The following is a 25,849-nucleotide window of genomic DNA, read 5'->3' as shown; positions in this document are numbered from 1 at the left end:
CGGGTTGCGCAACTTGCAACCCGAGAACGCAGCCCCACCTGAACTCACTTCTTCTTTAGGGATTCTGGTCGCGCCGTACGCCTTCGGGCACGCGGCGCGGTCCTGCTCGCATGGCCACCAATTTCCTCACCAAATTATTCGGCAGCCGCAATGACCGGCTCCTCAAGCAATACCGCAAGACGGTGGCCCGCATCAATGCGATGGAGCCCGACTACGAAAAGCTGAGTGACGAGGCGCTGCGCGCCAAGACCGCCGAGTTCAAGGAACGCGTCTCCAAAGGCGAATCGCTGGACGACCTGCTGCCAGAGGCTTTCGCCGTGGTGCGCGAAGGCTCCAAGCGCATCATGAAAATGCGCCACTTCGACGTCCAGTTGCTGGGCGGCATGGCGCTGCATTACGGCAAGATTTCGGAAATGCGCACCGGCGAAGGCAAGACGCTCACCGCCACGCTGCCGGTCTACCTGAATGCGCTGTCCGGCGACGGTGTGCACGTGGTGACGGTCAACGACTACCTCGCCAACCGCGATGCCCAGTGGATGGGGCGCCTGTACAACTTCCTGGGCCTGACCGTCGGCATCAACCTGCCGCAGGCCCCGCGCGAGGAAAAGCAGGCCGCCTACCAGGCCGACATCACCTACGGCACCAACAACGAGTACGGCTTCGACTACCTGCGCGACAACATGGTGTACGAGTCGCGCGACCGGGTCCAGCGCGGGCTGAACTTCGCCATCGTCGATGAGGTGGACTCGATCCTGATCGACGAGGCGCGCACGCCGCTCATCATCAGCGGCCAGGCCGAAGACCACACGGCGATGTACATCGCCATGAACGAGGTCGTGCCGCTGCTGGTGCGCCAAGAGGGCGAGGCCGATCCGCGCACCGGCGAGGGCGTCACCAAGCCGGGCGATTTCACGCTCGACGAGAAGACGCACCAGGTGTTCCTGACCGAGCAGGGCCATGAAACCGCCGAGCGCGTTCTTGCCAGCCGCGGCTTGATCGCCGAAGGCGCATCGCTCTACGACCCAGCCAACATCACGCTCATGCACCACCTGTATGCGGCGCTGCGGGCCAACCACCTCTACCACCGCGACCAGCACTACGTGGTGCAGGAAGGCGAGATCGTCATCGTGGACGAGTTCACCGGCCGCCTCATGTCGGGCCGCCGCTGGAGCGAAGGCCTGCACCAGGCCGTCGAGGCCAAGGAAGGCGTGGGCATCCAGGCCGAGAACCAGACGCTGGCATCCATCACGTTCCAGAACTACTTCCGCCTGTACAAGAAGCTGGCGGGCATGACCGGAACGGCCGACACCGAGGCCTATGAATTCCAGGAAATCTACGGCCTGGAAACCGTGGTGATTCCTCCGAACCGCCCGAGCAAGCGCAACGACCAGCTGGACCGCGTGTACAAGACCACGCGCGAAAAGTACGAGGCGGCGATCAAGGACATCCGCGAGTGCCATGAGCGCGGCCAGCCCGTGCTGGTGGGCACCACGTCGATCGAGAACTCCGAAATCATCGACCAGCTGCTGCAAAAGGAAAACCTGCCGCACCAGGTGCTGAACGCCAAGCAGCATGCCCGCGAGGCCGACATCGTGGCCCAGGCCGGCCGTGCGGGCATGATCACGATCGCGACCAACATGGCGGGCCGCGGCACCGACATTGTGCTGGGCGGCAACATCGAGAAGGCGCTGGCCGCCATCGAGAGCGACGAGTCGCTCGACGAGGCGACCAAGGAAAGCCGCGTGGCCGAGGTGCGCGCGCAGTGGATGCGCGACCACGAGAAGATCAAGGAACTGGGTGGCCTGCGCATCATTGCGACCGAGCGCCACGAGTCGCGCCGCATCGACAACCAGCTGCGGGGCCGATCGGGCCGCCAGGGCGACCCCGGCTCTTCGCGGTTCTACCTGAGCCTGGACGATTCGCTGATGCGCATCTTCGCCGGCGACCGCGTGAAGGCGATCATGGACCGCCTCAAGATGCCCGATGGCGAGGCCATCGAAGCGGGCATCGTCACGCGCAGCATCGAGTCGGCGCAGCGCAAGGTCGAGGCGCGCAACTTCGATGTCCGCAAGCAGCTGCTGGAATACGACGACGTTTCCAACGACCAGCGCAAGGTGATCTACCAGCAGCGCAACGAGATCCTGGACGCGAGCGACCTGTCCGGCCTGATCGCCAACATGCAGGAAGACTGCCTGACCGATCTGGTGCGCCAGTACGTGCCGGCCGAATCGGTCGAGGAGCAGTGGGACCTGCAGGCGCTCGAGAAGTCGCTGGCCGAGGATTGGCAGATCCAGTTGCCGCTGAAGCAGGAAGTGGACAGCGCGCACGCCATCACCGACGACGAGATCCTGGAAAAGGTGCTCACCGCAGGCAAGGCCGCCTTCCAGGCCAAGCTGGAGTTGGTGGGCCAGGAGAATTTCAACCAGTTCGAACGCGCGGTGCTGCTGCAGAGCTTCGACTCCAACTGGCGCGACCACCTGGCGGCCCTCGACTACCTGCGCCAGGGCATCCACCTGCGCGGCTACGCGCAAAAGCAGCCCAAGCAGGAATACAAGCGCGAGGCGTTCGAGCTGTTCCGCCAGCTCATCGACCAGGTCAAGAACGAAGTGACCAAGATCCTGATGACGGTGCAGGTGCAGTCGCCTGCGCAGCTGGACGAGGCCGCCGAGGCCCTGGAGAGCCGTGCCGAGAAGATCGCCAACGTGACCTACACCGCCCCCACCGAGACCGGTGAGGTGGAGGTCCGCTCCGAGGCCGCCATGGCGGCCGGTGCGCTCGCGGGCGAAGTGCCCCGTGTCGGCCGCAACGACCCATGCCCTTGCGGCAGCGGCAAGAAGTACAAGAGCTGCCACGGCCGTCTGGACTGACCATGCGGCACCGCCCTGATCGCAGGGCGGGATGCCTGTGCCGCAGGCGCGCAGGGATGGGGCGCGGCGGGCCGCAGCAGCGGTGGCTTCGTCTTCGGCTTGTCACGGGCCGCTGCTAGGCTGTTTCGCGTCACAGGGAGAAGGGCGCAAGGATGATCGACAAGCGGTTTTTCCCGCGGCAGGTGGTGCAGGCCACCGGTAACCGATGGGATTGGGCCCTGCTACCCCTGGTGCTGGCCGTGCTCTTCGCGCTGGCCTGGGGCGGCTCGCAGATGGCACGGCCCTACCAGGTGGGCGACGTGCTGCCGCTGTCGCTCGATCCGTGGATGCTGCCGTACTATCTGCTGCGCACCACGCTGCGCATGTTCATCGCACTGGGCGCATCGCTGGTGTTTGCCTGCGTCTTCGCGGCGCTGGCGGCCAAGTACCGCACGGCGGAGCGGGTGATGGTGCCGCTCTTGGACATCCTGCAGTCCATCCCGATCCTGGGCTTCCTGTCGATCACCGTGACGGGGTTCATCGCGCTGTTCCCGGGCAACCTCTTCGGCGTCGAGTGCGCGGCGATCTTCGCCATCTTCACCTCGCAGGCCTGGAACATGGCCTTCAGCCTGTACCAGTCCATGCGCACGGTGCCGGCCGAACTGCGCGAAGCCGCTGCGGTGTTCCAGCTGTCGGGCTGGCAGCGCTTCTGGCGCCTGGAGCTGCCCTTCGCCATGCCAGGGTTGCTCTGGAACATGATGATGTCCATGTCCGGCGGCTGGTTCTTCGTGGTGGCGTCGGAGGCGATTTCGGTATCGCACCAGGACATCAAGCTGCCGGGCGTGGGCTCGTACATCGCCCTGGCCATCGAGGCGCGCGACCTGGGCGCGATCGGCTGGGCGATCGTGGGCATGCTGGTCGGCATCGTGCTGTACGACCAACTGTTCTTTCGCCTGCTCATCGCCTGGGCCGACAAGTTCCGGTTCGAGGAGGGCGGCAGCGAAGCCCAGCCGACCTCCTGGCTGCTGTCCTGGATGCGCCGCACGTCGCAGCTCAAGCGGGTGGTGGCGCTGTTCGTGGTGCCGCTGGAGTGGTCGCTCACGCGGCTGCGCCGTCGTCATGACGGCACCTCGATCCGTGCACGCCCCTCCGTGCCCCATCCCGCCCTGACGCGCGCGGGCGATGCCTTGCTGGCGGCGGCGGCGGTGATGTTGGCGGTGATCTGGCTCGTGCGCTTCATCCACAGCGAGGTGGGCTGGCACGAGGTAGGCCATGTCTTCGTGCTCGGCACGTACACGCTGGTGCGCGTGGTCGTGCTGATCCTGCTGGCGGCGGTGGTCTGGGTGCCGGTGGGCGTCTGGATCGGCATGAATCCGCGCTGGGCGGGCCGGTTGCAGGCCGTGGCGCAGTTTCTGGCGGCCTTTCCGGCCAACCTGATGTTCCCGCTGGCCGTGGTGCTGATCGTGCGCTGGCACCTCGATCCGAACCTCTGGCTGGCGCCGTTGATGGTGCTCGGCACGCAGTGGTATCTGCTCTTCAACGTGATCGCCGGGGCTTCCAGCGTGCCGTCGGAGTTGCGTTATGCCGCACAGAATCTGGGGCTGTCGGGCTGGCTGCGCTGGAAGCGCTACCTGCTGCCGGCGGTGTTTCCCAGCTTCGTCACCGGTGCGATCACGGCCAGCGGCGGCTCGTGGAATGCGAGCATCGTGGCTGAATACGTGACCTGGGGCGACACCACGCTGCAGGCCGATGGCCTGGGCAGCTACATCGCCCACATGACGGCGATCGGCGACTTTCCCCGCATCGCGCTGGGCATCGGCGTGATGTGCGTCTTCGTCATGGGCATGAACCATTTCGTGTGGCGGCGCCTCTACGCGATGGCCGAAAACCGCATGCACTCCTGACGCCTGGAACCGAACCCATGGAAACCTCTCCCATGTCCCCCATCGCCGAGCTGGCCCAGGTGGGCAAGTCTTTTCGCTCCAGCGACGGCACCGCGCGTTCGGTGCTGGAGGGGGTCGATCTCGTGCTGCAGGAGGGCGAGATCGTCGCGCTGCTCGGGCAGTCGGGGTCGGGCAAGTCCACGCTGCTGCGCATCCTGGCGGGCCTGGTTCCGGTGGATGCCGGCGATGTTCGCTACCGGGGCCAGCCGCTGTACGGCCCGGCGCGCGGCATCGCCATGGTGTTCCAGTCGTTCGCACTCTTCCCGTGGCTCACGGTGCAGCAGAACGTGGAGCTGGGCCTGGAAGCCCGGGGGGTGGCCCCCGCCGAACGATCACGGCGGGCCGCCGCCGCCATCGAGCTGATCGGGCTGTCCGGGTTCGAGGGCGCGTTGCCGCGCGAGCTGTCGGGCGGCATGCGCCAGCGCGTGGGCATTGCGCGCGCCCTGGTGGTGGAGCCCGAAGTGCTGCTGATGGACGAGGCCTTTTCGGCCCTCGATGTACTGACGGGCGAACGGCTGCGCGACGACATTCTGGAGCTGTGGGGCAGCGGCAGCATGCCCACGCGCGCCATGCTCATCGTGTCGCACAACATCGAGGAGGCCGTGCTCATGGCCGACCGGGTGCTGATTTTCGCCAGCAACCCGGGCCGCGTTCGGGCCGAGCTGGCGATCCAGCTGCCTCGCCCGCGCCACCCCGACAGCCCCGAGGTGCGGGCCCTCATCGACGAGGTCTACGGGCTCATGACCGCACGCCAGCCGGGCGCAGGCCGCCCGGCTGCCGAACCGTCCCGCAGGCCCCTGGCCGACCAGTTGCCGCCCGCCGATGTCGGGCGGATGGAGGGGCTGCTCGAGCGGCTGTCCGAGGCGCCCTTCGACGGCCGGGCCGACCTGCCGCGCATGGCCGAAGACGCGGAACTGGCCGATGACGAACTGCTGGTTCTGGCCCAGGCGCTGGCCCTGCTGGGGTTTGCGCAGCTGGCCGACGGAGACCTGCACCTGACCGCGCTGGGCCAGCGCTACGTGCAGGCGCCCAACACCGTGCGGCAGACCCTGTTCGGCCAGCAACTGCTCGCGCATGTTCCGCTGGCGGCCCACATGCGCCACAGCCTGGAGCAAGACCCTGCGGGCGAGCTGCCGGAAAAGCCGTTCCTGCGCCTGCTGCACGAAAGCCTGGACGAGGCCCAGGCCGAACAGGTGCTGCGCACGGTCATCGAATGGGGCCGCTATGGCGAAGTGTTCGAATACGATTTCCACACCGGACTGATCCATCTGCCCGATGGCGATGCCAGCCAGGCCGCGCCAAAAGCCACGCCCTAGAATCGGCAGCTTTCGCCGTTGACCTTCCTTCTTCTTTCCCCCTTACCCGCCGAGACCCACTGCCATGCCCGTGAACCTGATTGCGCCGAATCCCGCTGACCTGCATCCCGTGCCCGGCGTGCGCCTGGGCGTGGCCATGGCTGGGGTGCGCAAGGCCAATCGCCGCGACCTCACGGTGCTGCTGATCGACGAAGGCGCGGCCGTGGCCGGCGTGTTCACGCAGAACCGCTTCTGCGCGGCCCCCGTGCAGGTGTGCCGCGAGCACCTGGCGGGCGGCCAGGCCATCCGCGCCATCGTGGTCAATACCGGCAATGCCAATGCGGGCACGGGTGCCGAGGGGCTGGCGCGCGCACGGTCCACCTGCCAGGCTGCGGCCGGCTTGCTGGGCCTGTCGCCTTCGCAGGTGCTGCCGTTTTCCACGGGGGTGATCATGGAGCCGCTGCCCGTCGACCGCATCGAAGCCGGCCTGCCCGCTGCCATCGCGGACGCGCAGCCCGGCCATTGGGCGCAGGCGGCCGAAGGCATCATGACCACCGATACGCTGCCCAAGGCCTTCAGCCGGCAGGTGCAGATCGGCGGCGCCACCGTGACGGTGACGGGCATCAGCAAGGGCGCGGGCATGATCCGTCCCAACATGGCCACCATGCTGGGCTTTCTGGCCACGGATGCGCGCATCGAACCCGCGCTGCTGCAGCCGCTGCTGCGCGAACTGGCCGACCGTTCGTTCAACCGGGTGACGATCGACGGCGACACCTCCACCAACGATTCGTTCGTGGCCATCGCCACCCAGCAGGCCGCGCATTCGCCCATCGTGTCGCTGGACAGCGCCGAGGGCCAGGCGCTCAAGGCCGTGATGCTGGACGTCGCGCAGACGCTGGCACAGGCCATCGTGCGCGATGGCGAAGGCGCCACGAAGTTCATCACCGTCCGCGTCGAGGGCGGCAAGACGGCGGAAGAATGCCAGCTGGTGGCGTACGCCATCGCGCATTCGCCGCTCGTCAAGACGGCCTTCTTCGCCAGCGACCCCAACCTGGGCCGCATCCTGGCGGCGGTGGGCTATGCCGGCATCGCCGATCTCGACCAGACCCTCATCGAGCTGCACCTGGACGATGTGCATGTGGTGACGAAGGGCGGGCGCAACCCCAGCTACCGCGAGGAAGACGGCCAGCGCGTGATGAAGCAAAGCGAGATCACCGTGCGCGTGGGCCTGGGCCGTGGCGATGCCTCGGAAACGGTGTGGACCTGCGATTTCAGCCACGAGTACGTGACGATCAACGCCGACTACCGTTCCTGAATCCGGGCCTCCAGCAGCGCTTATGACCGCCACCTTCGAACACCTGATGCTCCGTGCGGAGCAATTAATCTCCCGCATCGAATCGGTACTGCCCCAGGCCCTGACCGCACCGGATTGGTCCCGTGCCATCGCGTGGCGCTATCGCAAGCGCAGCGGCGGCCACGGTGCGCTGGAGCCCGTGCGCCACGTGGGGGGCATGCGTCTGGACGATCTGAAGGAAATCGACGCCCAGAAAGAAAAGATCCAGCGCAACACCCAGCAGTTCGTGGAAGGCCGGCCGGCCAACAACGTGCTGCTGACGGGCGCCCGCGGGACGGGCAAGTCCTCCCTCATCAAGGCGTGCCTCAATACCTATGCGCCTCAGGGGCTGCGCCTGATCGAGGTGGACAAGGCCGATCTGACGGACCTGCCCGACATCGTGGAGATCGTGGCGGATCGGCCCGAGAAATTCATCGTCTACTGCGATGACCTGAGCTTTGAAGAGGGCGAGCCGGGGTACAAGGCGCTGAAGTCGATCCTCGACGGATCGGTGGCGGCTTCCACGCCCAACGTGCTGGTGTATGCCACCAGCAACCGCCGCCACCTGCTGCCCGAGTACCACAAGGAAAACCTGTCCTATACCCATACGGAAGATGGCGAGGTGCACCCGGGCGAGGTGGTAGAAGAAAAGATCTCGCTGTCCGAACGATTCGGCCTGTGGGTCAGCTTCTACCCTTTCAGCCAGGACGAATACCTGGCCATCGTGGCGCAGTGGCTTTCCTTCCTGGGCGTCGCGGATGCGGAGATTGCCGCAGCTCGCCCCCAGGCGCTGGTCTGGGCACTGGAGCGCGGATCGCGCAGCGGCCGGGTCGCCTACCAGTTCGCGCGGGACTATGCGGGGCGCCAGCATGGCTGATCCCGTGGCTACTGTCGACGCCAGAACGCACACCGACGTGGCGGTCGGCATCCTGCTGCGTGCGGATGGCGCCATGCTGCTGTCCACCCGGCCCGCGGGCAAGCCTTACGCCGGGTACTGGGAGTTCCCTGGCGGCAAGCTGGAGGCCGGGGAGACAGTGGAAGAGGCCTTGCGGCGCGAGTTGATCGAGGAGCTGGGCGTCACCATCGGTGCGGCATCCGTCTGGAAGGTGACGGAGCACGACTATCCCCACGCGCTGGTTCGCTTGCACTGGTGCAAGGTCTGGGAATGGCAGGGCGACTTCGAAATGCGCGAGGGCCAGACCATGGCCTGGCAGCAGTGGCCCCTGCAGGTCTCGCCCGTACTGCCGGGCGCTTATCCCGTACTGGAGTGGCTGGCCCAGGAGCGGGGAGCAACCTTTGACCCTTCCACGATCAATCAGCTATAAAAATAATAGCTAAACGCCCTAGAAAAATATGCCCTGGAGGCTATTTTTCCCAGGCGCCCGGCGGAATGTGCGGAAGCCCGTCGCCCAAGTCGGGGTCTTGGGTCGGCGGTTCGGTAGGCACGCGGAATTCTTCGCTCGCCCAGGCCCCCAGGTCGATCTGCTTGCAGCGTTCGCTGCAAAACGGTCGGAACGGATTGCTGGGGCCGTAGAGGCTCTCGCCACGGCAGGCGGGGCACGTCACGTACTTGGCGTTGGAGGGGGCCGGCGAACGCGGCTGAGAACGGCTCATGGTCAACGGGCGCTCAGGCGCACAAGGTGAGTTCGAACGCGGCATCTTCGTTGGCGGCATGCAGCTTGCCGTCGTCATGCTGGCGCATCAGCCGCACGGAGACGATCAGGCGGTTGCCGCTGATCTCCGGGATCAGGTCCAGGGAAGGGTCGATGCGAAGGCGCAGCAGTTGGAAGGTGCGGCCCTGGGGCAGGGTCTGCTGGAACTGACCATGGTCCGCGGCCACCTTCTGGGGCACGCCCGAATCACGCAGCAGCTTCAGGAGGACGTACAACGACTCCGCCAGGGGGGCGAGGGTGGTCGCCCAGGCTTCCAGATCCTGCTGGCGCTGCTGGGGCGCATGGTGCTGCCAAGCGTAGTAGGCCGGCAGATCGAAGCCGCAGGTTCCCCCGGGAATGCCCACCCGGCTGCGGATGCTCATCAGCCAGTCGTTTTCTGCCAGGGCCTGGCCTGCCTTGCCCGTCTGCGCATTCAACCCGGCAAAGCACCGATCGAGCTGCGCGATGATGCCGTCCAGAACCGCTTCGGAAATCGAAGGGTTGCCCCGGTAGCCATCCAGCTGGTGCTTCTGCTTTTCCAGATCCTTGAGCACATCCGACTTGAGATCGGCGCGCGCCGCGACATCCATGATTTCGAAGACCGTCACCAGTGCGTAGTGGTGATCCTGAGGATGCTGGCGCGGAATCAACTCACCCAGGCGGCGAAACAGCTGCTCCAGCCGCAGGTAGGTTCTCAGTCGTTCGTTGAAGGGATATTCGTAAAGGATCACGCTGCAGGGTTCCTGGGGGCACACGGCTGGCGCTGCCAGCTTCGCGCGTCCGATATGCCGGGCATCATAGCCCGAACCGCTGGGCGATCTGAAGGACGTCAGCTCGCAACCCTTGCAGCGAGATTCCGTCGTTGTAGACCACCATGTCCGCTGCCGCCCGCCGGATCGCCCGGGGGGCTTGGGACGCCATGATGCCTTCGATCGTCTCGCGCGTCAGGGCGCTGCGCTGCTGCACCCGGAGGATCTGGGTTTCTGGGGTGCAGTCCACCACGAGAACCTGGTCCAGCTGCTGCGCCCAGCGGACAGACTCGACCAGCAGCGGGATGTCGAAGACGATCAGGGCCGCACCGCTTTGCACGGCGCGCGAAGCGGCTTCCTGCGTTGCCAGGGCCACCAGCGGGTGGACGATGCGCTCCAGGCGCTGACGCGCCGCCGGGTCTGTGAACACACGTTCCCGCATGCGGTCGCGGTCCATCGCGCCGTGCGCATCGATCAAGGCGTCGCCGAACGCGTCGCGGATGGGTTCGATAGCCGCCCCCCCTGGGGCAGTCACTTGGCGCGAAAGCCGATCGGCGTCGATGAGTGCAGCGCCGTGTTCCGCCAGCATTTGGCCCACCGTGCTTTTCCCGCTGCCGATGCCGCCGGTCAAACCCAGGCGCAGAGCGGGCCGCGATTCGGTCGCCATGGGCTCAAAGCCCCAGGCTGCGCAGTAGCCCTTGCAGGATCGTTTCCGGCCCGAACACCATGGCTGCGAGTCCCGAGCCGACCAGGAACGGACCGAAAGGAACGTATCCGCCTTCGCGCAACTGGCTGGCGAATTTCATGCCGATGCCAATGAACGCTCCGATGACGGACGCAATGAGAATGATCGGCACCAGCGCCGGCCAGCCGAACCAGGCCCCGAGCGCTGCAAAGAGCTTGAAGTCGCCATGGCCCATGCCTTCCTTGCCTGTCGCAAGCTTGAAGGCCCAATACACCGTCCACAGGGACAGGTAGCCTCCCACGGCCCCCATGACCGCGCTGAACAGCGGAATGCTGGTCCACTGCAGCGCAGAGACGATGAGGCCCGCCCAGAGCAAGGGCAGCGTGATGTCGTCGGGCAGCAGCGTGGTGTCCCAGTCGATGAACGCCAGAGCGATCAGCGCGGCGGCAAATCCGCACCAGGCCACTGCGGTGAGCGTCGTGCCCCAATGCCAGCCGCAAAAGAAGAAAAGGCCGCCCGTGGCCAGTTCGACCAAAGGATATCGGGGACTGATCCGCACTTTGCAGGCGGAGCACCGTCCGCGAAGCCACAGATAGCTCAGGACCGGGATGTTTTCATACCATTGCACCGCATGCCCGCAGGCAGGGCACCGCGACGCCGGCGTCCAGAGATTGAAGGGTTCCACCGGCGCCACTTCGGCCTGCGTGGACGCCGCATCCTTGTTCGCCATGGCGGCAAAGTCAGCGCATTCTGCGGCCCACTGCCGCTCCATCATCTTCGGCAAGCGATGGATCACGACATTCAGGAAGCTACCGATCAGCAGACCCAAAATGCCGAGTACCGAAGCGTCTCCCCAAGGTCCCAGTTCCATCAGACGACTTGACCCAGTTTGAAGATCGGCAGATACATCGAAACCACGATGCCCCCAATGATGGTGCCCAGGAACACGATGATGATGGGCTCCATCAGGCTGGACAGCCCCGCGACCATTTCATCCACTTCGGCCTCGTAGAAGTCGGCGGCTTTGCCCAGCATGTGGTCGATGGAGCCGGATTCTTCGCCAATGGCGCACATCTGGATCACCATGGACGGGAACACGTTGGCGTTGCCCATGGCAGCCGTCAAGCTCGTCCCGGTCGAGACTTCCTGCTGGATTCTTTCCGTCGCGAGGGCATACACGGAATTGCCGGAGGCGCCGCCCACCGAATCCAAGGCTTCAACCAGGGGAACCCCTGCGGCGAACATGGTGGACAGCGTCCGGGTCCAGCGAGCAACACATGATTTATCGATCAAGGACCCGAACACCGGAAGCCGCAGCAACAGACGGTCCATGAACATCTGTACTTTTTCGCTGCGGCGCCAGGCCTGCATGAAGAAATAAAATCCGCCCCCCAATACGCCAAAAATCAGCCACCACCATTTGACGAAGACCTCGCTCATGGCCATCACGAGGAGCGTAGGTGCCGGCAGTTCAGCGCCAAAGGATGTGAATACTTCCTTGAATGCGGGGATCACAAAGATCATGATCACCGTGACCACGACGAATGCAACGATCACCACCGAAATGGGGTACATCAATGCCGATTTGATCTTCGATTTGATGGCCTCGGTCTTTTCCATGTACATGGCAAGACGGTCCAGCAGCGCCTCCAAGATACCCGCGGCCTCGCCGGCTTCGACGAGGTTGCAATAAAGGCTGTCGAAGTACATCGGGTACTTGCGGAATGCCGCATTCAGCGACGTCCCGGTTTCCACGTCACTTCGAATGTCGTTGAGCAATTTCGTGACGCTGGCATTGGTATTGCCCCGGCCCACAATATCGAAGGATTGCAAGAGTGGCACGCCAGCCTTCATCATGGTGGCCATCTGGCGCGTGAACAATGCGATGTCTTTGGGCTTGATCTTCTTGCCCGAACGCATGCGCCGCTTCTTGATCTTGGTAGGCAGCACACCCTGTCTGCGCAAGGTCGCCTGGACCTGGTTTTCACCTACGGCGCGCACTTCCCCGCGGACAATCTTTCCACTGCGATCCTTGCCCTCCCATTCAAAGACGAAGTCCTTGATATCCCTCGATGCGGCGGTTGCCATAATGATCCTCGCGATTGGCGCTATTCGTTGGTGACAGCCAGCACCTCTTCGAGAGAGGTCAGCCCCATCTTGGCTTTATGAAGGCCTGCTTCGCGCAAGGAGCGAACCCCCTCGGCCTTGGCCTGCTTGGCGATTTCCAAGGCGCTTCCATCGCGCAAAATAATGCGTTGAATTTCTTCGGAAATCGGCATGACCTGGTAAATGCCCAGCCGCCCCTTGTAGCCATTGTTGCAAGCGGAACAACCGACCGGACGATAGGTCACCCAGGTGCCATCGATTTCATCCTCTTTATAGCCTGCCTCGAGCAGGGTTTCATGTGGAATATCGGCGGGTGCTTTGCAGACCGGGCACAAACGGCGAGCCAGGCGCTGGGCTGTTATCAGAATGACGCTGGACGCAATGTTGAATGGCGCAATTCCCATATTGCGCATCCGGGTGAGCGTGGTCGGAGCATCGTTGGTGTGGAGGGTGGACAGCACCAAGTGGCCCGTCTGTGCCGCCTTGATGGAAATATCCGCCGTTTCAAGATCGCGAATTTCGCCGACCATGATGATGTCGGGATCCTGGCGCAGAAACGACTTGAGTGCGGTGGCGAACGTCAGCCCCGCTTTTTCATTGACGTTCACCTGATTGACACCAGGCAAATTGATTTCCGAGGGGTCCTCCGCGGTCGCGATGTTGACGCCTGCCTTGTTCAGCAAGTTCAGGCAGGTATACAAGGAGACGGTTTTCCCTGAACCCGTTGGCCCGGTCACCAAAATCATGCCGTAAGGCCGGCCGATGGCATGCATCAGCCGTTCCTTTTCTTCCGGCTCATAACCCAGCGCATCGATGCCCAGCTTGGCGCTGCTGGGATCCAAAATCCGGATCACGATCTTTTCGCCAAAGAGCGTAGGCAGCGTGCTCACCCGAAAGTCGATGACCCGGTCCGGGCCTACTTTGAGCTTCATGCGGCCATCTTGTGGGACACGCTTTTCCGAAATGTCCAGTCTGGAAATGACCTTGATTCGGGACGCCAGCTTGTCCTTGATGGCAATGGGGGGCGAAGCAATTTCGCGCAATTCGCCATCGATGCGAAAACGCACCCGGTACTGGTGCTCGTAAGGTTCGAAATGCAAATCGGAAGCGCGCATGTTGAACGCGTCCAAAAGCATTTTGTGAAGGAACTTGACGATCGGCGCGTCTTCAACGTCGTTGGCGCTGTCGGAGTTTTCGGGAGCTTCTTCGACCTTGACATCGTCGAACTCGAAATCTCCCCCGCCCGACAGGCTTTCCATCGACTCGCTGACCGACTTGGTATTGGCCTCGATCAGCTTGATGAGCTTGTCGTATTCCGCAATGATCCAGTCCACCCCCATCTGGGTCGTGAATTTGATCTTTTCCGCTGCCTCCTGGTCGGTAGGGTCTGCGGTGGCCACGATCAGCCGGTTGTTGCGCTTGCTCAGTGCCACGACACGATAGGCGAGGCAGATCTTCGGATCCAGGAGATCTTTGGGAATCCGAAGGGGATCGATGGCTTCCAGATCCAGCAAGGGCGCACCGAATACGGCAGAAACCGTGTGCGCCAGATCAGCAGAGGAAACAGCCCCCGACCCGGTCAACTCGGCAATGAAGCTTGTTTTGCCGACTTGTGACTTGCGAAAGATATCTTCGGCTGATTTTTGACTCAGCTTGCCGGCTGACATCAATGCCCGGCCTAGACCTGGCAGGGCAATTGCGGCGCCTTCTTTGGGTGCGGTATCAACGGCCATGTAACCAGCAGAATCAATGTGGATGGAAAGGAAACCATCCTAACATCGTGCGGATGTTCGGGCCATGGGATGAACGGGATAGAGTGCGGCGAAACCACGAAGGTGTAACAACGTGGTCGGGGTGAGAGGATTCGAACCTCCGGCCTCTACGTCCCGAACGTAGCGCTCTACCAGGCTAAGCTACACCCCGATGTGTTGTTTTCAAGGCAATTACAGACGCCGCTCCAGCAATTGCGAGGCCAATTCTAGCAAACCTTCCGTGTAGCGATTGGAGGGCAATTGCCTCGCAGCATCGATTGCCTGCTGTGCTTGGGCTGCAGCGGCAAGTCGGGTTGCCTCCAGGGCCCCTGTGCTTTTCACAATTTGCACGATGGCTGGAAGTTCTTCCACGGCGCCGGTCTGTACGGCGTTTTCTATCAGGCGCCGCTGCTCCTGGGTGCCGCGCTGCATGGCAATGATCAAAGGCAGAGTGACTTTGCCTTCTCGAAGATCATCTCCCAGGTTTTTACCCATCTCCGAAGAGTCGCCGTCGTAGTCGAGCACATCGTCAATGACCTGGAATGCGGTTCCGAGCGCCTGACCGTAATCTGCGCAAGCTTTCTCCAGATCAGGAGAGCTGCGAGCAAGAATGGCTGCCAGCCGGGCGCTTGCTTCGAAGAGTTTGGCCGTCTTCGACCGGATGACCTCCAGATAGCCTTGCTCGTCCAGCGATGCGTCATGGGTGTTCATGAGCTGCTGCACTTCCCCTTCGGCAATGACATTGGTGGCCTCTGAAAGAATCTGCATCACGCGCATGTCATCTGCATCAACCATCATCTGGAAAGCGCGCGAGTGCAGAAAATCACCGACCAGCACGCTTGCCGGATTGCCGAAGTTCTCGTTGGCTGTCGGGCGCCCTCGCCGCAGGGTGGACTCATCCACCACATCATCGTGCAGCAAGGTCGCGGTATGGATGAACTCCACCACCGCTGCAAGATTGAAGCGCTGAAGCCCCTTGTAGCCGAGCGCGCCGCACATCAGCAAAAGCAAGGCTGGACGCAGGCGCTTGCCACCTGCGGAAATGATGTATCGGGCAATGTCTCCCACAAGAGAGACTGACGAATTCAGCCGGGCGGCAATGACTTTGTCCACCTCGTGCATGTCGTCGGCGATCAAGGCGAGGGTTGCTGAGGTGCTGGAGGTGGTGGTGGACAAGATGAGCGTGTGCAGCGACGAAAAATGGATTATAGGAATCGCTTCGTATCGACTCGGGCGCTCCTGGCGTGCCCGCCGCAAAAGACGACTTTTCCGGTTGCCGCCTGGTCGGATGCGGTTGGCTGGCTAAAAAATTTGCCTCGTGCTATATTCGCCGGCTCTGCGGAAATTCGTCCGCAGAACTCCATTCAAAGAGGTTCACATGTACGCGGTCATAAAAACCGGCGGCAAGCAGTATCGCGTTGCTTCCGGCGAAAAAATTAAAGTAGAACAGATTGCTGCGGACGTAGGCCAGGAAATTGTGATCGACCAGGTTCTGGCCGTCGGAAACGGCGCTGAAATCAAGGTTGGCACGCCCCTGGTGTCCGGCGCAACCGTCACGGCAACCGTCGTGGCGCACGGCAAGCACGACAAAGTGCACATCTTCAAGATGCGCCGTCGCAAGCACTATCAGAAACGCCAAGGCCATCGCCAGCAGTTCACCGAACTGCAAATCGGTGCGATCGCCGGTTAAAAGGAGCTGATGTCATGGCACAGAAAAAAGGCGGCGGCTCTACGCGAAACGGGCGCGATTCCAAGCCCAAGATGCTCGGTGTGAAGGCTTTCGGCGGCGAATTGATCAGCGCGGGCTCGATCATCGTTCGCCAACGCGGTACGCGTTTCCACCCCGGCACGAACGTCGGTGTGGGCAAGGACCACACGCTGTTCGCACTGGTCGATGGCCACGTGTCCTTCGGCACCAAGGGCGCCCTGTCCAAGCACACCGTCAATGTGACGCCGGCCTGACGCCTGCCACTTGATGCTTTCGAAGCCCCGACCTGTCGGGGCTTTGTCGTTTTGGACGTGTTGGCTGCCGGATGAATCGGCACGGCGTCGCTTTCCGAACCCTGTTTTGTAAACTGGATCCCCATGAAGTTCGTCGACGAAGCCTTTATCGACATTGCTGCCGGCGACGGCGGCAATGGTTGTGTGTCGTTCCGGCACGAAAAGTACAAGGAGTTCGGCGGTCCCAATGGGGGCGACGGCGGCCGGGGCGGGCATGTCTTTGCCGTGGCCGACCCGAACTTGAATACGCTCGTGGACTTCCGCTATTCCCGCCGCCACGAGGCCAAGCGTGGTGAGCACGGCATGGGGTCGGACATGTTCGGCGCCGCTGGTGATGACATCACATTGAAAATGCCGGTGGGCACCATCATCACTGATGCTGAAACGGGTGAAGTGCTGTATGAACTGTTGGTGCCGGGCGAGGTGATCACCATCGCCAAGGGCGGCGATGGCGGTTTTGGCAACATGCGGTTCAAAAGCGCCATCAACCGTGCGCCGCGCCAGAAAACACCAGGATGGCCTGGCGAGAAGAAAAATCTCAAGCTGGAGTTGAAGGTGCTTGCCGATGTCGGCCTGCTGGGCATGCCCAACGCCGGCAAATCCACCTTGATCGCTGCCATTTCCAATGCGCGGCCCAAGATCGCCGACTACCCCTTCACAACGTTGCACCCCAATCTGGGCGTGGTTCGGGTGGGGCCGGAGCAGAGCTTCGTCGTCGCCGACATTCCTGGGTTGATCGAAGGCGCTTCCGAAGGGGCGGGGCTCGGACACCAGTTCTTGCGCCACCTCCAGCGCACGCGTTTGCTGTTGCACGTGATCGATCTGGCGCCTTTCGATGACGCTGTCGATCCTGTCGCGCAAGCCAAGGCCATCGTGGGCGAGCTCAAGAAGTACGACGCGGGTCTCTATGACAAGCCGCGCTGGCTGGTGCTCAACAAGCTGGACATGGTTCCCAAGGAAGAGCGTGAAGCGCGCGTTCGGGATTTCGTAAAACGGTTCAAGTGGAAGGGCCCCGTTTTCGAGATTTCGGCTTTGACGCGCGAGGGTTGCGAGCCATTGATCCATGCCATTTACCGGCATGTGCAGGTTCAGCAAAAGGCCGAACAGACGCCGGAAGAGGTGGATCCACGTTTCGTGGGCGATCGACCCGAGTGATCCTTCTGCTTCGCTACTCCTGCTACTTATTCAATAGCGTTCATCGCTTGTCCATCCAGCGCTGACGCCAATACTGTCCATATGGTTTCCAGCATATTGCGCGACGCGCGCCGCATTGTCGTCAAAGTAGGGTCGAGTCTCGTGACCAACGAGGGCCGTGGCCTGGATGAGGCTGCCATCGGTGAATGGAGTCGCCAACTGGCGGCGCTGGCGCGCGGTGAATCGGGTGGGCGGCGCGAGGTGGTCATGGTGTCCAGCGGCGCGATTGCGGAGGGCATGAAGCGCCTGGGTTGGGCGACGCGTCCGCATGAGATCCATGAACTCCAGGCGGCTGCAGCAGTGGGCCAGATGGGCCTGGCGCAAATGTACGAGACCAAGCTGAGGGAACAAGGGCTGGGCAGCGCGCAAGTGCTTCTCACGCATGCCGATCTGGCGGATCGGGAGCGATATTTGAATGCCCGGTCCACGCTGCTCACCCTGCTGCGCCTGGGGGTGGTGCCTGTGATCAACGAGAACGATACCGTGGTTACGGATGAGATCAAGTTCGGCGACAACGATACGCTCGGTGCGTTGGTGGCCAATCTGGTGGAGGCTGATGCCTTGATCATCCTGACGGATCAAAAAGGGCTTTACACGGCAGATCCAAGGCGCAATCCGGACGCACAGTTCGTGCACGAAGCCCAGGCGGGCGATCTCGCCCTGGAGGCGATGGCGGGGGGCGTGGGCTCCAGCATCGGCCGGGGCGGCATGATCACGAAGATCATTGCCGCCAAGCGGGCCGCGGGCTCAGGTGCCTCCACTGTGATCGCTTGGGGCCGTGAGACCGATGTGCTCGTGCGCCTGACCCGGGGCGAAGCCATCGGAACGCTGCTGGTCGCGCAAACGCAGAAAAAGCAGGCACGTAAGCAGTGGATGGCGGACCATTTGCAGCTCCGTGGCGCCGTGACCGTGGACATGGGGGCGGCGGTCAAGCTGCGAACCGAGGGAAAAAGCCTTCTGCCGATTGGTATGACCGCCGTGGAGGGGGATTTTTCTCGTGGTGACGTCATCGCCGTGCGTGACGAAGCCGGTGTGGAAGTGGCCCGGGGGCTTGCCAACTACGCCAGTGCGGAGGCCCGTCTGCTGTGCCGCAAGCCGTCGGCGGAATTCGAACGGCTCTTGGGTTATGTCGCCGAGCCGGAAATGGTGCACCGCGACAACATGGTGCTGGCAAACGCCTGACTCAAAGGCATGGGCTTGCGGGCTGCCTTTTCCTTGCGGCAAAGGCAGCGGCGCGTCAAACCAATTTAGGCAGGAACTGCGAAGGCGACAGTGGAATGCCCGCGCCCTGTTCCGAAGGGGGCGAGGTGGCTTTGCTCTTTTGGGGGTCGGGGTCGAAGCTGGCCCCCGGGGGCATTTCCATGCCAGGACTGACCAGCAGGGAGCCTGCCCGGTGCATGGGCATGCCGCTGGGCAGCCCTTCACCTTCACGGGAGCGCATGCCGCTGCGCAGATAGCGATTGCGTTGCTCGTGGCGCGGCAGAAAGCGTGCCAGTTCGGTCAGCGCCATTTCATACACGCCGCGCTTGAACTCCACCACCACATCGAGCGGCACCCAGTAATCGTTCCAACGCCAGGCGTCGAACTCGGGGTGGTTGGTGGCGCGCAGATTCAGGTCCCAGTCATGGCCCAGCAACTGCAGCAAATACCAGATTTGCTTCTGGCCCTTGTAGTGTCCACGCGCATCGCGGCGGATGTACCGGTCAGGCACCTCATAGCGCAACCAGTCCCTGGTGCGGGCAACCACGCGCACATGGCCCGGCTGCAATCCCACTTCTTCGTGCAGTTCGCGGTACATTGCCTGTTCGGGAGTTTCCCCCCTGTCGATGCCGCCCTGCGGGAACTGCCAGCTGTGGGTGCGGATCCGCTTGCCCCAGAACACCTGGTTTTTCTGGTTGAGCAGGATGATGCCGACGTTCGGCCGAAAGCCGTCCCGGTCAAGCATAATCTAACCCCAATTTTTTAAACTGTGACCATTATGCACGGCGCCTTGTGCGCAGCAAGCAGACCGGGCGCAATTGCATGAAATCCCCCCAATGAAAGCGTCCCAATTCTTCGTCTCCACCCTCAAGGAAGCCCCGGCCGATGCGGAAGTGGTCAGCCACAAGCTCATGACGCGGGCGGGCCTCATCAAGAAGCTGGGGCGGGCATCTACAACTACATGCCCATGGGACTGCGCGTCATCCGCAAGGTGGAGGCCATCGTGCGGGAAGAAATGAACCGGGCCGGCGCCGTCGAGGTCGCCATGCCCGTGGTGCAGCCGGCGGAGTTCTGGCAGGAAACCGGCCGCTTCGACAAGATGGGCCCGGAACTGCTGCGCATCCAGGACCGGCACGGGCGCGATTTCGTGATCCAGCCCACGAGCGAAGAAGTGGTCACTGACATCGCCCGCCAGGAACTGCGCAGCTACAAGCAACTGCCCAAGAACCTGTACCAGATCCAGACCAAGTTCCGCGACGAGCGTCGCCCGCGTTTCGGGCTGATGCGGGGCCGCGAGTTCATCATGAAGGACGCCTACTCCTTCGACCGCGACCAGGAGGCCGCCAAGGCCAGCTACCAGGTGATGGCCCAGGCCTACCGCCGCATTTTCGATCGCTTCGGCCTGACCTACCGGGCCGTGGCCGCGGACAGCGGCGCGATCGGCGGCGACCTGAGCGAGGAATTCCAGGTCATCGCCGCCACGGGCGAGGACGCGATCGTCTACTGCCCCCAGAGCGATTACGCCGCGAACATGGAAAAGGCCGAGGCGCTGGCCCCCGCAGGCCCGCGGCCAGCGGCAGCCCAGGCCCTGGCCAGGACGCCCACGCCGGGCAAGAGCACCTGCGCGGATGTGGCGCAACTGCTGGGCGTGGCGTTGCAGACCACCGTGAAGTCTCTGGTGCTCGCCACCGACGAGACCAACGAGGCCGGCGAGATCGTCAAGACGCAGGTCTGGCTGCTGCTGCTGCGCGGTGACCACGACATGAACGAGATCAAGGTGTCCAAGGTGCCGGGCCTGGCGGGTTTCCGTTTCGCCACCGTGGGCGAGATCGAAGACCACTTCGGCTGCAAGCCGGGCTACCTGGGCCCGCTGCAGTTGCAAAAGCCGGTGAAGCTGGTGGTGGACCGCGAAGTCGCCGTGATGGCCGACTGGATCTGCGGCGCCAACGCGATCGACTTCCACATGACGGGCGTGAACTGGGGACGTGATCTGCCGGAGCCCGAGGTGGTGGCCGACTTGCGCAACGTCGTGGCGGGCGACCGCTCGCCGGACGGCCAGGGTGAACTCGCCATCGAGCGCGGTATCGAAGTCGGCCATGTGTTCTACCTCGGGACCAAGTACAGCAAAGCCATGAACGCCACCTTCCTGGGTGAGGATGGCAAGCCCGCATTCTTCGAGATGGGTTGCTACGGCATCGGCATCACCCGCCTGCCGGCCGCCGCCATCGAACAGAACCACGACGACCGCGGCATCATCTGGCCCGATGCCATCGCCCCCTTCACGGTGGTGGTGTGCCCGATCGGCATGGACCGCAGCGCGGAGGTCAAGGCCGCGGCCGAACAGCTCTACGGTGATCTGCTGGCGGCCGGCGTGGACGTGCTGCTGGATGACCGCGGCGAGCGCCCGGGCGCGATGTTCGCCGACTGGGAGCTGATCGGCGTGCCGCACCGCGTGGTGATCTCCGACCGTGGACTCAAGGAAGGCCAGCTGGAATACCAGCACCGCCGCGATACCGCCGCGACCAAGGTCGCCACGGCCGACATCCTGGCGCACATCAAGGGCCGGTTGACACCATGAGCGCGATGAAAGGCGAGGCCGGGGCGGTTTCGCGCCGGGCCTGTCTGGTGTCCTTGTCCGCCGGGCCGGCCGCCTGGCTGGCGGTCCCCCAGGCCGCCCATGCCGGGGGGCAACTGGAAGAACCCCTGATCGACTCCGTGCGCACTGCATTGAGTTCCGCAGTGCTCAATCAGGCGCCGCCCGAGCCCCAGTTCGGCACGACGGAAGCGCGGCTGCACTACCTGCGCTGGCTGGGCACCATGAGCGACCGGCTGCGCCGCCGCAAGCCGGATTGGGAGGTACGCCGGGATTTCCTGCAGACCGTCTGGTACGAGTCCAAGCGGGCAGGGCTCGATGTGTCGCTGGTGCTTGGCCTAGTGCAGGTCGAAAGCGCATTCCGCAAGTTCGCCGTGTCCAGCGTGGGCGCGCGGGGCTACATGCAGGTGATGCCTTTCTGGACGCGGGTGATCGGCGACGGCGATCCGGGCAAGCTTTTTCATATGCAGACCAACCTGCGCTTCGGTTGCGTGATCCTGCGCCATTACCTCGATCGGGAGCGTGGCGATCTGTTCATGACGCTGGGCCGCTACAACGGCAGCCGCGGCCGGCCGCAGTACCCCGACGCGGTGTTCGCTGCGCAGCGCAACTGGGTGTTCCAGGACCGCATCACCACCGCAGCCGAGGGCCTCGCACCGGCCGGTGGATAGCCGCCCGGTCGGGCCTCCTGGGTGCCGCCGCCCTCAGATGGCGCTGGCCGCGGCGATGGGCACGCCGTTCGCATCCTGCAGCCGCGACACCATGATTTGGTCGATGCGGTAGCTGTCCACGTCCAGCACTTCGAACTTGTAGCCGCCCCAGTTCACGCTGTCGGTGCGCCGGGGCACGCGGCGCAGCATCACCATGAGGAAGCCGGCCAGCGTTTCGTACTCTTCGGCGTGGGGCAGTTCGTCCAGGTTCAGTGCGCGCAGCACGTCTTCGACCGGGGTAACGCCGTCGATGAGCCAGGAGTTCTCGTCGCGGCGCACGATCTGCTCCTCGTCGGCCGGGCCCATGACGAGGTCGCCCATCACGGTGCTCATCACGTCGTTCAGGGTGACGACACCCACCACCAGGCTGTATTCGTTCACGATGACCGCAAAGTCTTCGTGCACCTGGCGAAACTGCTCCAGCACTTCGGACAGGGACAGCCGGTCCGGCACGATGAGCACCTTGCGCACCAGGCCCTCGTCGGCCAGCGAGATGGGCTGGTTGTTCAGCACGCGCTGGAAGAGGTCCTTGGCGTCCACGTAGCCGACCACGTGGTCGATGTCGCCGTCGCACACGGGATAGGTCGAGAAGGGCTCTTCCGCGATGCGCGCTCGGATCACGGTATCGGGATCGTCGCGCAGGAAGTACGCGATGCGGTCGCGCTGCGACATGGCGCTGCCGACAGTGCGCGTATCCAGCTCGAACACGTTCTCGATCACCTGCTGCTCCCGCGCGGCCAGCACGCCGGCGCGGGCACCGGCCTCCATCATGGCCAGGATGTCGTCGGAGGTGACCCGGTCGTCCCGCAGCGACGACAGCCCCAGCATGCGGAACAGCAGGTCCGCGCTGCGGCTGTAGAGCCAGACCACGGGCCGCAGCACGGTCATCAGCAGCTTCATCGGCGCCGACACGCGCAGGGCCAGGCGTTCGGGATTGGCCATGCCCAGCCGCTTGGGGAACAGGTCGGCCAGCAGGATGAACAGCGAGGTGATGATGGTGAACGACGCCAGGAAGCCCGCGGTCTCCGCGCGTGCGTTGCTCAGCCAGTAGGCGAACAGTTCGGTGAAATGGGGGCTGAGCGCGCCTTCGCCCACGATGCCGCCCAGGATGGCGACGGCGTTCTGGCCCACCTGCACCACGGTGAAATAGTCGCCGGGCTGCTCCTGCATGCGCATGACGCGGTCGGCGCGGGTGTCGCCTTCGTCGGCCATCTGGCGCAGGCGCAGGCGGCGCGAAGCCGCCAGGGAGATTTCCGCGATGGAGAAGAACGCGCTGGCCACGATGAGGAGGCCGATAACGAAGAGACTTTGGGACAGGGTCATGGGACGGCAGGCGCCGCCATGATCGTGCTGTGCGCCAGCGTGCCGAGTGTAGCCGCCCTGCCGCGCGCCTTCGCGCGCCCGCACGCAGGGGATGCGAGCGAGCGGCGAGGGCGGCGGGGGCTACTTCACTGCAGGAAGCCGATGCGCGATTTGCCGCCTGCGCTGCGCGGCAGGTCGCCCACTTCGACCGCGCTGCGGTGCTGCAGGCGCGCGTTGCCGAAGCCCGTCATCAGGGCGCGGCGCATTTCGCGCGGGGGCATCTGCGCGAGCACGTCCAGCACGTCGGACTGCGGCTCGGGGTCGAGCATGCGGCCCCAGTCGTGGCCGTTGCGGATGCCCTGGTAGAGGTTGCGCGCGATGGCGCGGGCCTGCTCCGGCGTGGGCGCCTGCACCTCGAACACGTTCATGCGGTTGAGGATGGGGTCGGGGATGCCGCGCTCGTCGTTGGCGGTGGTGATCCAGATGACCTGGCTCGCGTCGATGGCGACCTCGGCGAACTCGTCGGTGAAGCTCTGCGCCGTGTCGTGCTCCAGCAGGCCATACAGCGCGCCCAGCGGGTCGTACTGCGCGTCGCTTGCGGCCTTGTCGATCTCGTCCACGACGATGACGGGGTTGGCGTATTCGCCCTCCACCAGCGCCTCGAACACCTTGCCGGGCCGCGCGCCCTTCCACTGCGAGGACGAGCCCGACAGCAGCCAGCCGGCGGTCATCGAACTCATGGGCACGAGGTTCATGCCGGTGCCGAGCAGCTCGGCCAGGTGCCGCGCGAAGTGGGTCTTGCCGATACCGGGCGGGCCCAGCAGCAGCATGGGCGTGACTTCGAGCCCGTCGCGGCTGTCCTGCGCCAGGGCCACGTGGCGCTTCACATCGTCGAGGACGTCGGTGAAGTTGGGCAACTGGTCATAGAGATGGGCCATGTCCGGCACGCCGGAAGGCTTGACCTGGAAGCGTTCGGGCCCGCGTTCCAGCATGCGTTCGTACACCGCGCGCAGATTCTCGTATTCGCGCTGGCTGCCGCCGTCCTGCAGCCGCGTGAGCTTGCGCTCGACGTCGCAGGGGTGGAACACGTTGCGCAACTGGGCCACCGGCAGGCTCAGGGCCGGCGTTTGCGGAACAAGGCTTTGTGTCGTCATGGCGCGCTCCTGTGTGAGGAAGTCACGCACCCATTCAAGCACACAACATGCCCGGTCTCAACGGCGGAAAAACCCCGTCAACCCGCCCCTGTTGTTCCCATGCAAAAGGCCGCCCGGGGGCGGCCTTCGGTCAATGCAGCCGCCGGGGCTGCCGGCGTCATTCGCCCTGCGTGCCCAGCACCTGCTTGAGTTCGCCCGACTCGTACATCTCCATCATGATGTCCGAGCCGCCGATGAATTCGCCCTTCACGTAGAGCTGCGGGATGGTGGGCCAGCTGCTGTATTCCTTGATGCCCTGGCGGATCTCCGGGTCGTCCAGCACGTTCACCGTGGCCACGCTCTTGGGGTCCACGCCGCAGGCCTTCAGGAGCTGGATCGCGCGGCCCGAGAAGCCGCACATCGGAAAACTCGCGCTGCCCTTCATGAACAGCAGGATGTCGTTGGATTTGACGAGGGCGTCGATGCGTTGCTGGGTGTCGCTCATGGGTTGCTCCTGAAAGTGGCCGTGGATCGGCGGCAAGGCGTGATTATTTCACTGTCGGCGAAGGCCGGTGGGCGCCGCGGTGATCCGCGGCATGCCCTGGCGGTGGTGCGCAGGCTCCACATGGGGGCGCCGCGGGCGCTTTCCAGTGCCGGCGACCGGGGGATGGATCGCATCACGGCGCGGGCGGTCGGCGGCCGCCGGTGCAGCGCGCATGCCCGGCCAGATCGCTGCGGCTCTGCACCTCGGTGAAGCCGGCCTGGCGCAGCAGCGCCTGCACGGCCTCGGCCTGGTCCCAACCGTGCTCCAGCAGCAGCCAGCCGCCGGGCACCAGATGGGTCGGCGCCTGCACCGAAATGGTGCGGATGTCGTCCAGGCCGTCCGCGCCGCTGGCCAGTGCGTTCAGGGGCTCATGGACGAGCGCCGCCAGGTGCGGGTCGTCCGCTGCGATGTAGGGAGGGTTGGAGACGATGGCATCGAATTCCGCGCTGCCGCTCAGGCCCGCGAGCCAGTCGCCTTCGGCGAAGCGCACCGGCAGGCCCAGCCGCTCGGCATTGGCCAGGGCGACCTGCAAGGCCTGGGCGCTGGCATCGACCGCCAGCACCTGCGCGTCGGGCCGCTGGTGCTGCAAGGCAAGGGCGATGGCGCCGCTGCCGGTGCCCAGGTCGGCCACGCGCGGGGCGGCGATGGGCTGGAGCACCTGCAGTGCCCAGTCCACCAGGGTTTCGGTGTCCGGTCGCGGGTCCAGCACGCGGGCATCGACCTGCAGCGCCAGGCCGTAGAACGCCTTGCGGCCCGTCAGGTAGGCCACCGGCTCCCCGGCCGCGCGCGCCGGCACAGCGCCAGGAAGGCGT

The 25,849-nt window shown here is 64.2% G+C and carries 23 protein-coding genes, 1 tRNA gene and 1 pseudogene; 12 read left to right on the top strand and 13 right to left on the bottom strand.

Features of this window, described 5'->3' with window-relative positions:
• Positions 1-110 precede the first annotated feature (110 nt).
• The 6 genes from secA to AC27IQ_RS04465 all read left to right on the top strand — a co-directional run bounded on the left by secA (position 111) and on the right by AC27IQ_RS04465 (position 8,742).
• Complete coding sequence (gene secA, locus AC27IQ_RS04490; protein WP_487088509.1) at positions 111-2,867, top strand: preprotein translocase subunit SecA; 2,757 nt, start codon at positions 111-113, stop codon at positions 2,865-2,867.
• Positions 2,868-3,019: 152 nt separating this feature from the next.
• The gene (locus AC27IQ_RS04485) at positions 3,020-4,750 is read left to right on the top strand and encodes an ABC transporter permease (protein WP_487088507.1); all 1,731 of its coding nucleotides are present in this window, start codon (positions 3,020-3,022) and stop codon (positions 4,748-4,750) included.
• A 17-nt stretch (positions 4,751-4,767) separates the two neighbouring features.
• A complete protein-coding gene (locus AC27IQ_RS04480; RefSeq protein ID WP_487088505.1) occupies positions 4,768-6,105 on the top strand; it encodes an ABC transporter ATP-binding protein in 1,338 nt (445 codons plus the stop codon).
• A 64-nt stretch (positions 6,106-6,169) separates the two neighbouring features.
• Positions 6,170-7,399 carry a bifunctional glutamate N-acetyltransferase/amino-acid acetyltransferase ArgJ gene (gene argJ / locus AC27IQ_RS04475; RefSeq protein ID WP_487088503.1) on the top strand — a complete coding sequence of 410 codons (1,230 nt, stop codon included), beginning with the start codon at positions 6,170-6,172 and terminating at the stop codon, positions 7,397-7,399.
• 22 nt (positions 7,400-7,421) lie between these two features.
• Positions 7,422-8,294, top strand: a complete 873-nt coding sequence (locus AC27IQ_RS04470; protein WP_284408205.1) for an ATP-binding protein — start codon at positions 7,422-7,424, stop codon at positions 8,292-8,294.
• A complete protein-coding gene (locus AC27IQ_RS04465) occupies positions 8,287-8,742 on the top strand; it encodes an NUDIX domain-containing protein (RefSeq protein WP_487088501.1) in 456 nt (151 codons plus the stop codon). The genes AC27IQ_RS04470 and AC27IQ_RS04465 overlap by 8 nt, the downstream gene beginning before the upstream one ends.
• 40 nt (positions 8,743-8,782) lie before the next feature.
• Here AC27IQ_RS04465 and AC27IQ_RS04460 read toward each other — a convergent pair whose 3' ends face one another.
• The 8 genes from AC27IQ_RS04460 to AC27IQ_RS04425 form a co-directional block, all read right to left on the bottom strand.
• Entirely contained in the window at positions 8,783-9,031 is a 249-nt protein-coding gene (locus AC27IQ_RS04460; protein WP_272565521.1) for a DNA gyrase inhibitor YacG, read from the bottom strand.
• Between the two features lie 13 nt (positions 9,032-9,044).
• Positions 9,045-9,800, bottom strand: a complete 756-nt coding sequence (gene zapD / locus AC27IQ_RS04455; RefSeq protein WP_487088499.1) for a cell division protein ZapD — start codon at positions 9,798-9,800, stop codon at positions 9,045-9,047.
• Between the two features lie 64 nt (positions 9,801-9,864).
• Positions 9,865-10,485, bottom strand: a complete 621-nt coding sequence (gene coaE, locus AC27IQ_RS04450) for a dephospho-CoA kinase (RefSeq protein WP_487088497.1) — start codon at positions 10,483-10,485, stop codon at positions 9,865-9,867.
• Positions 10,486-10,489: 4 nt separating this feature from the next.
• Complete coding sequence (locus AC27IQ_RS04445; protein ID WP_487088495.1) at positions 10,490-11,374, bottom strand: prepilin peptidase; 885 nt, start codon at positions 11,372-11,374, stop codon at positions 10,490-10,492.
• On the bottom strand, positions 11,374-12,591 hold the full coding sequence (locus AC27IQ_RS04440) for a type II secretion system F family protein (protein WP_272565514.1): 1,218 nt from the start codon (positions 12,589-12,591) through the stop codon (positions 11,374-11,376). The genes AC27IQ_RS04445 and AC27IQ_RS04440 overlap by 1 nt, the downstream gene beginning before the upstream one ends.
• A 20-nt stretch (positions 12,592-12,611) precedes the next feature.
• The gene (gene pilB / locus AC27IQ_RS04435; protein WP_284405479.1) at positions 12,612-14,342 is read right to left on the bottom strand and encodes a type IV-A pilus assembly ATPase PilB; all 1,731 of its coding nucleotides are present in this window, start codon (positions 14,340-14,342) and stop codon (positions 12,612-12,614) included.
• Positions 14,343-14,455: 113 nt separating this feature from the next.
• Positions 14,456-14,532, bottom strand: a tRNA-Pro gene (locus tag AC27IQ_RS04430).
• 20 nt (positions 14,533-14,552) lie between these two features.
• Positions 14,553-15,482: a polyprenyl synthetase family protein gene (locus tag AC27IQ_RS04425; RefSeq protein ID WP_487088515.1), complete on the bottom strand. Its 930-nt coding sequence runs from the start codon at positions 15,480-15,482 to the stop codon at positions 14,553-14,555.
• 256 nt (positions 15,483-15,738) lie between these two features.
• Here AC27IQ_RS04425 and rplU point away from each other — a divergent pair, with 256 nt between their 5' ends.
• From rplU to proB, 4 genes are all read left to right on the top strand, one after another.
• Entirely contained in the window at positions 15,739-16,050 is a 312-nt protein-coding gene (gene rplU, locus AC27IQ_RS04420; RefSeq protein WP_092741307.1) for a 50S ribosomal protein L21, read from the top strand.
• A 14-nt stretch (positions 16,051-16,064) separates the two neighbouring features.
• Positions 16,065-16,322: a 50S ribosomal protein L27 gene (gene rpmA / locus AC27IQ_RS04415; protein WP_272548923.1), complete on the top strand. Its 258-nt coding sequence runs from the start codon at positions 16,065-16,067 to the stop codon at positions 16,320-16,322.
• A gap of 123 nt (positions 16,323-16,445) precedes the next feature.
• On the top strand, positions 16,446-17,516 hold the full coding sequence (gene cgtA / locus AC27IQ_RS04410; protein ID WP_272565511.1) for an Obg family GTPase CgtA: 1,071 nt from the start codon (positions 16,446-16,448) through the stop codon (positions 17,514-17,516).
• Positions 17,517-17,597: 81 nt separating this feature from the next.
• Complete coding sequence (gene proB, locus AC27IQ_RS04405; RefSeq protein ID WP_284429253.1) at positions 17,598-18,737, top strand: glutamate 5-kinase; 1,140 nt, start codon at positions 17,598-17,600, stop codon at positions 18,735-18,737.
• Positions 18,738-18,792: 55 nt separating this feature from the next.
• Here proB and AC27IQ_RS04400 read toward each other — a convergent pair whose 3' ends face one another.
• Positions 18,793-19,500 carry an RNA pyrophosphohydrolase gene (locus AC27IQ_RS04400; protein WP_272565507.1) on the bottom strand — a complete coding sequence of 236 codons (708 nt, stop codon included), beginning with the start codon at positions 19,498-19,500 and terminating at the stop codon, positions 18,793-18,795.
• A gap of 91 nt (positions 19,501-19,591) precedes the next feature.
• On the opposite strand from AC27IQ_RS04400, the pseudogene AC27IQ_RS04395 reads away from it, so the two are divergent.
• Together AC27IQ_RS04395 and AC27IQ_RS04390 are read left to right on the top strand one after the other, a co-directional pair.
• Positions 19,592-21,333, top strand: a pseudogene (locus AC27IQ_RS04395) (proline--tRNA ligase).
• Entirely contained in the window at positions 21,330-22,019 is a 690-nt protein-coding gene (locus AC27IQ_RS04390; RefSeq protein WP_487088490.1) for a lytic transglycosylase domain-containing protein, read from the top strand. Before AC27IQ_RS04395 ends, AC27IQ_RS04390 begins: the two are co-directional and overlap by 4 nt.
• Before the next feature lie 33 nt (positions 22,020-22,052).
• Here the strand turns inward: AC27IQ_RS04390 and paeA are convergent, their stop codons facing one another.
• The 4 genes from paeA to prmC form a co-directional block, all read right to left on the bottom strand.
• On the bottom strand, positions 22,053-23,381 hold the full coding sequence (gene paeA, locus AC27IQ_RS04385; RefSeq protein ID WP_272565502.1) for a polyamine export protein PaeA: 1,329 nt from the start codon (positions 23,379-23,381) through the stop codon (positions 22,053-22,055).
• Positions 23,382-23,506: 125 nt separating this feature from the next.
• Positions 23,507-24,514 carry an AAA family ATPase gene (locus tag AC27IQ_RS04380; RefSeq protein WP_284429251.1) on the bottom strand — a complete coding sequence of 336 codons (1,008 nt, stop codon included), beginning with the start codon at positions 24,512-24,514 and terminating at the stop codon, positions 23,507-23,509.
• Positions 24,515-24,671: 157 nt separating this feature from the next.
• On the bottom strand, positions 24,672-24,998 hold the full coding sequence (grxD, locus tag AC27IQ_RS04375) for a Grx4 family monothiol glutaredoxin (protein WP_272565499.1): 327 nt from the start codon (positions 24,996-24,998) through the stop codon (positions 24,672-24,674).
• A 172-nt stretch (positions 24,999-25,170) separates the two neighbouring features.
• A partial coding sequence (prmC, locus tag AC27IQ_RS04370; RefSeq protein WP_487088487.1) for a peptide chain release factor N(5)-glutamine methyltransferase occupies positions 25,171-25,849 on the bottom strand: 679 nt, incomplete at its 5' end.

The organism is Acidovorax sp. KPB24-07 (genome assembly GCF_057543315.1).
The sequence above is the reverse complement of the archived record's forward strand: the minus strand, read 5'-3'. Positions and strand labels throughout refer to the sequence as shown.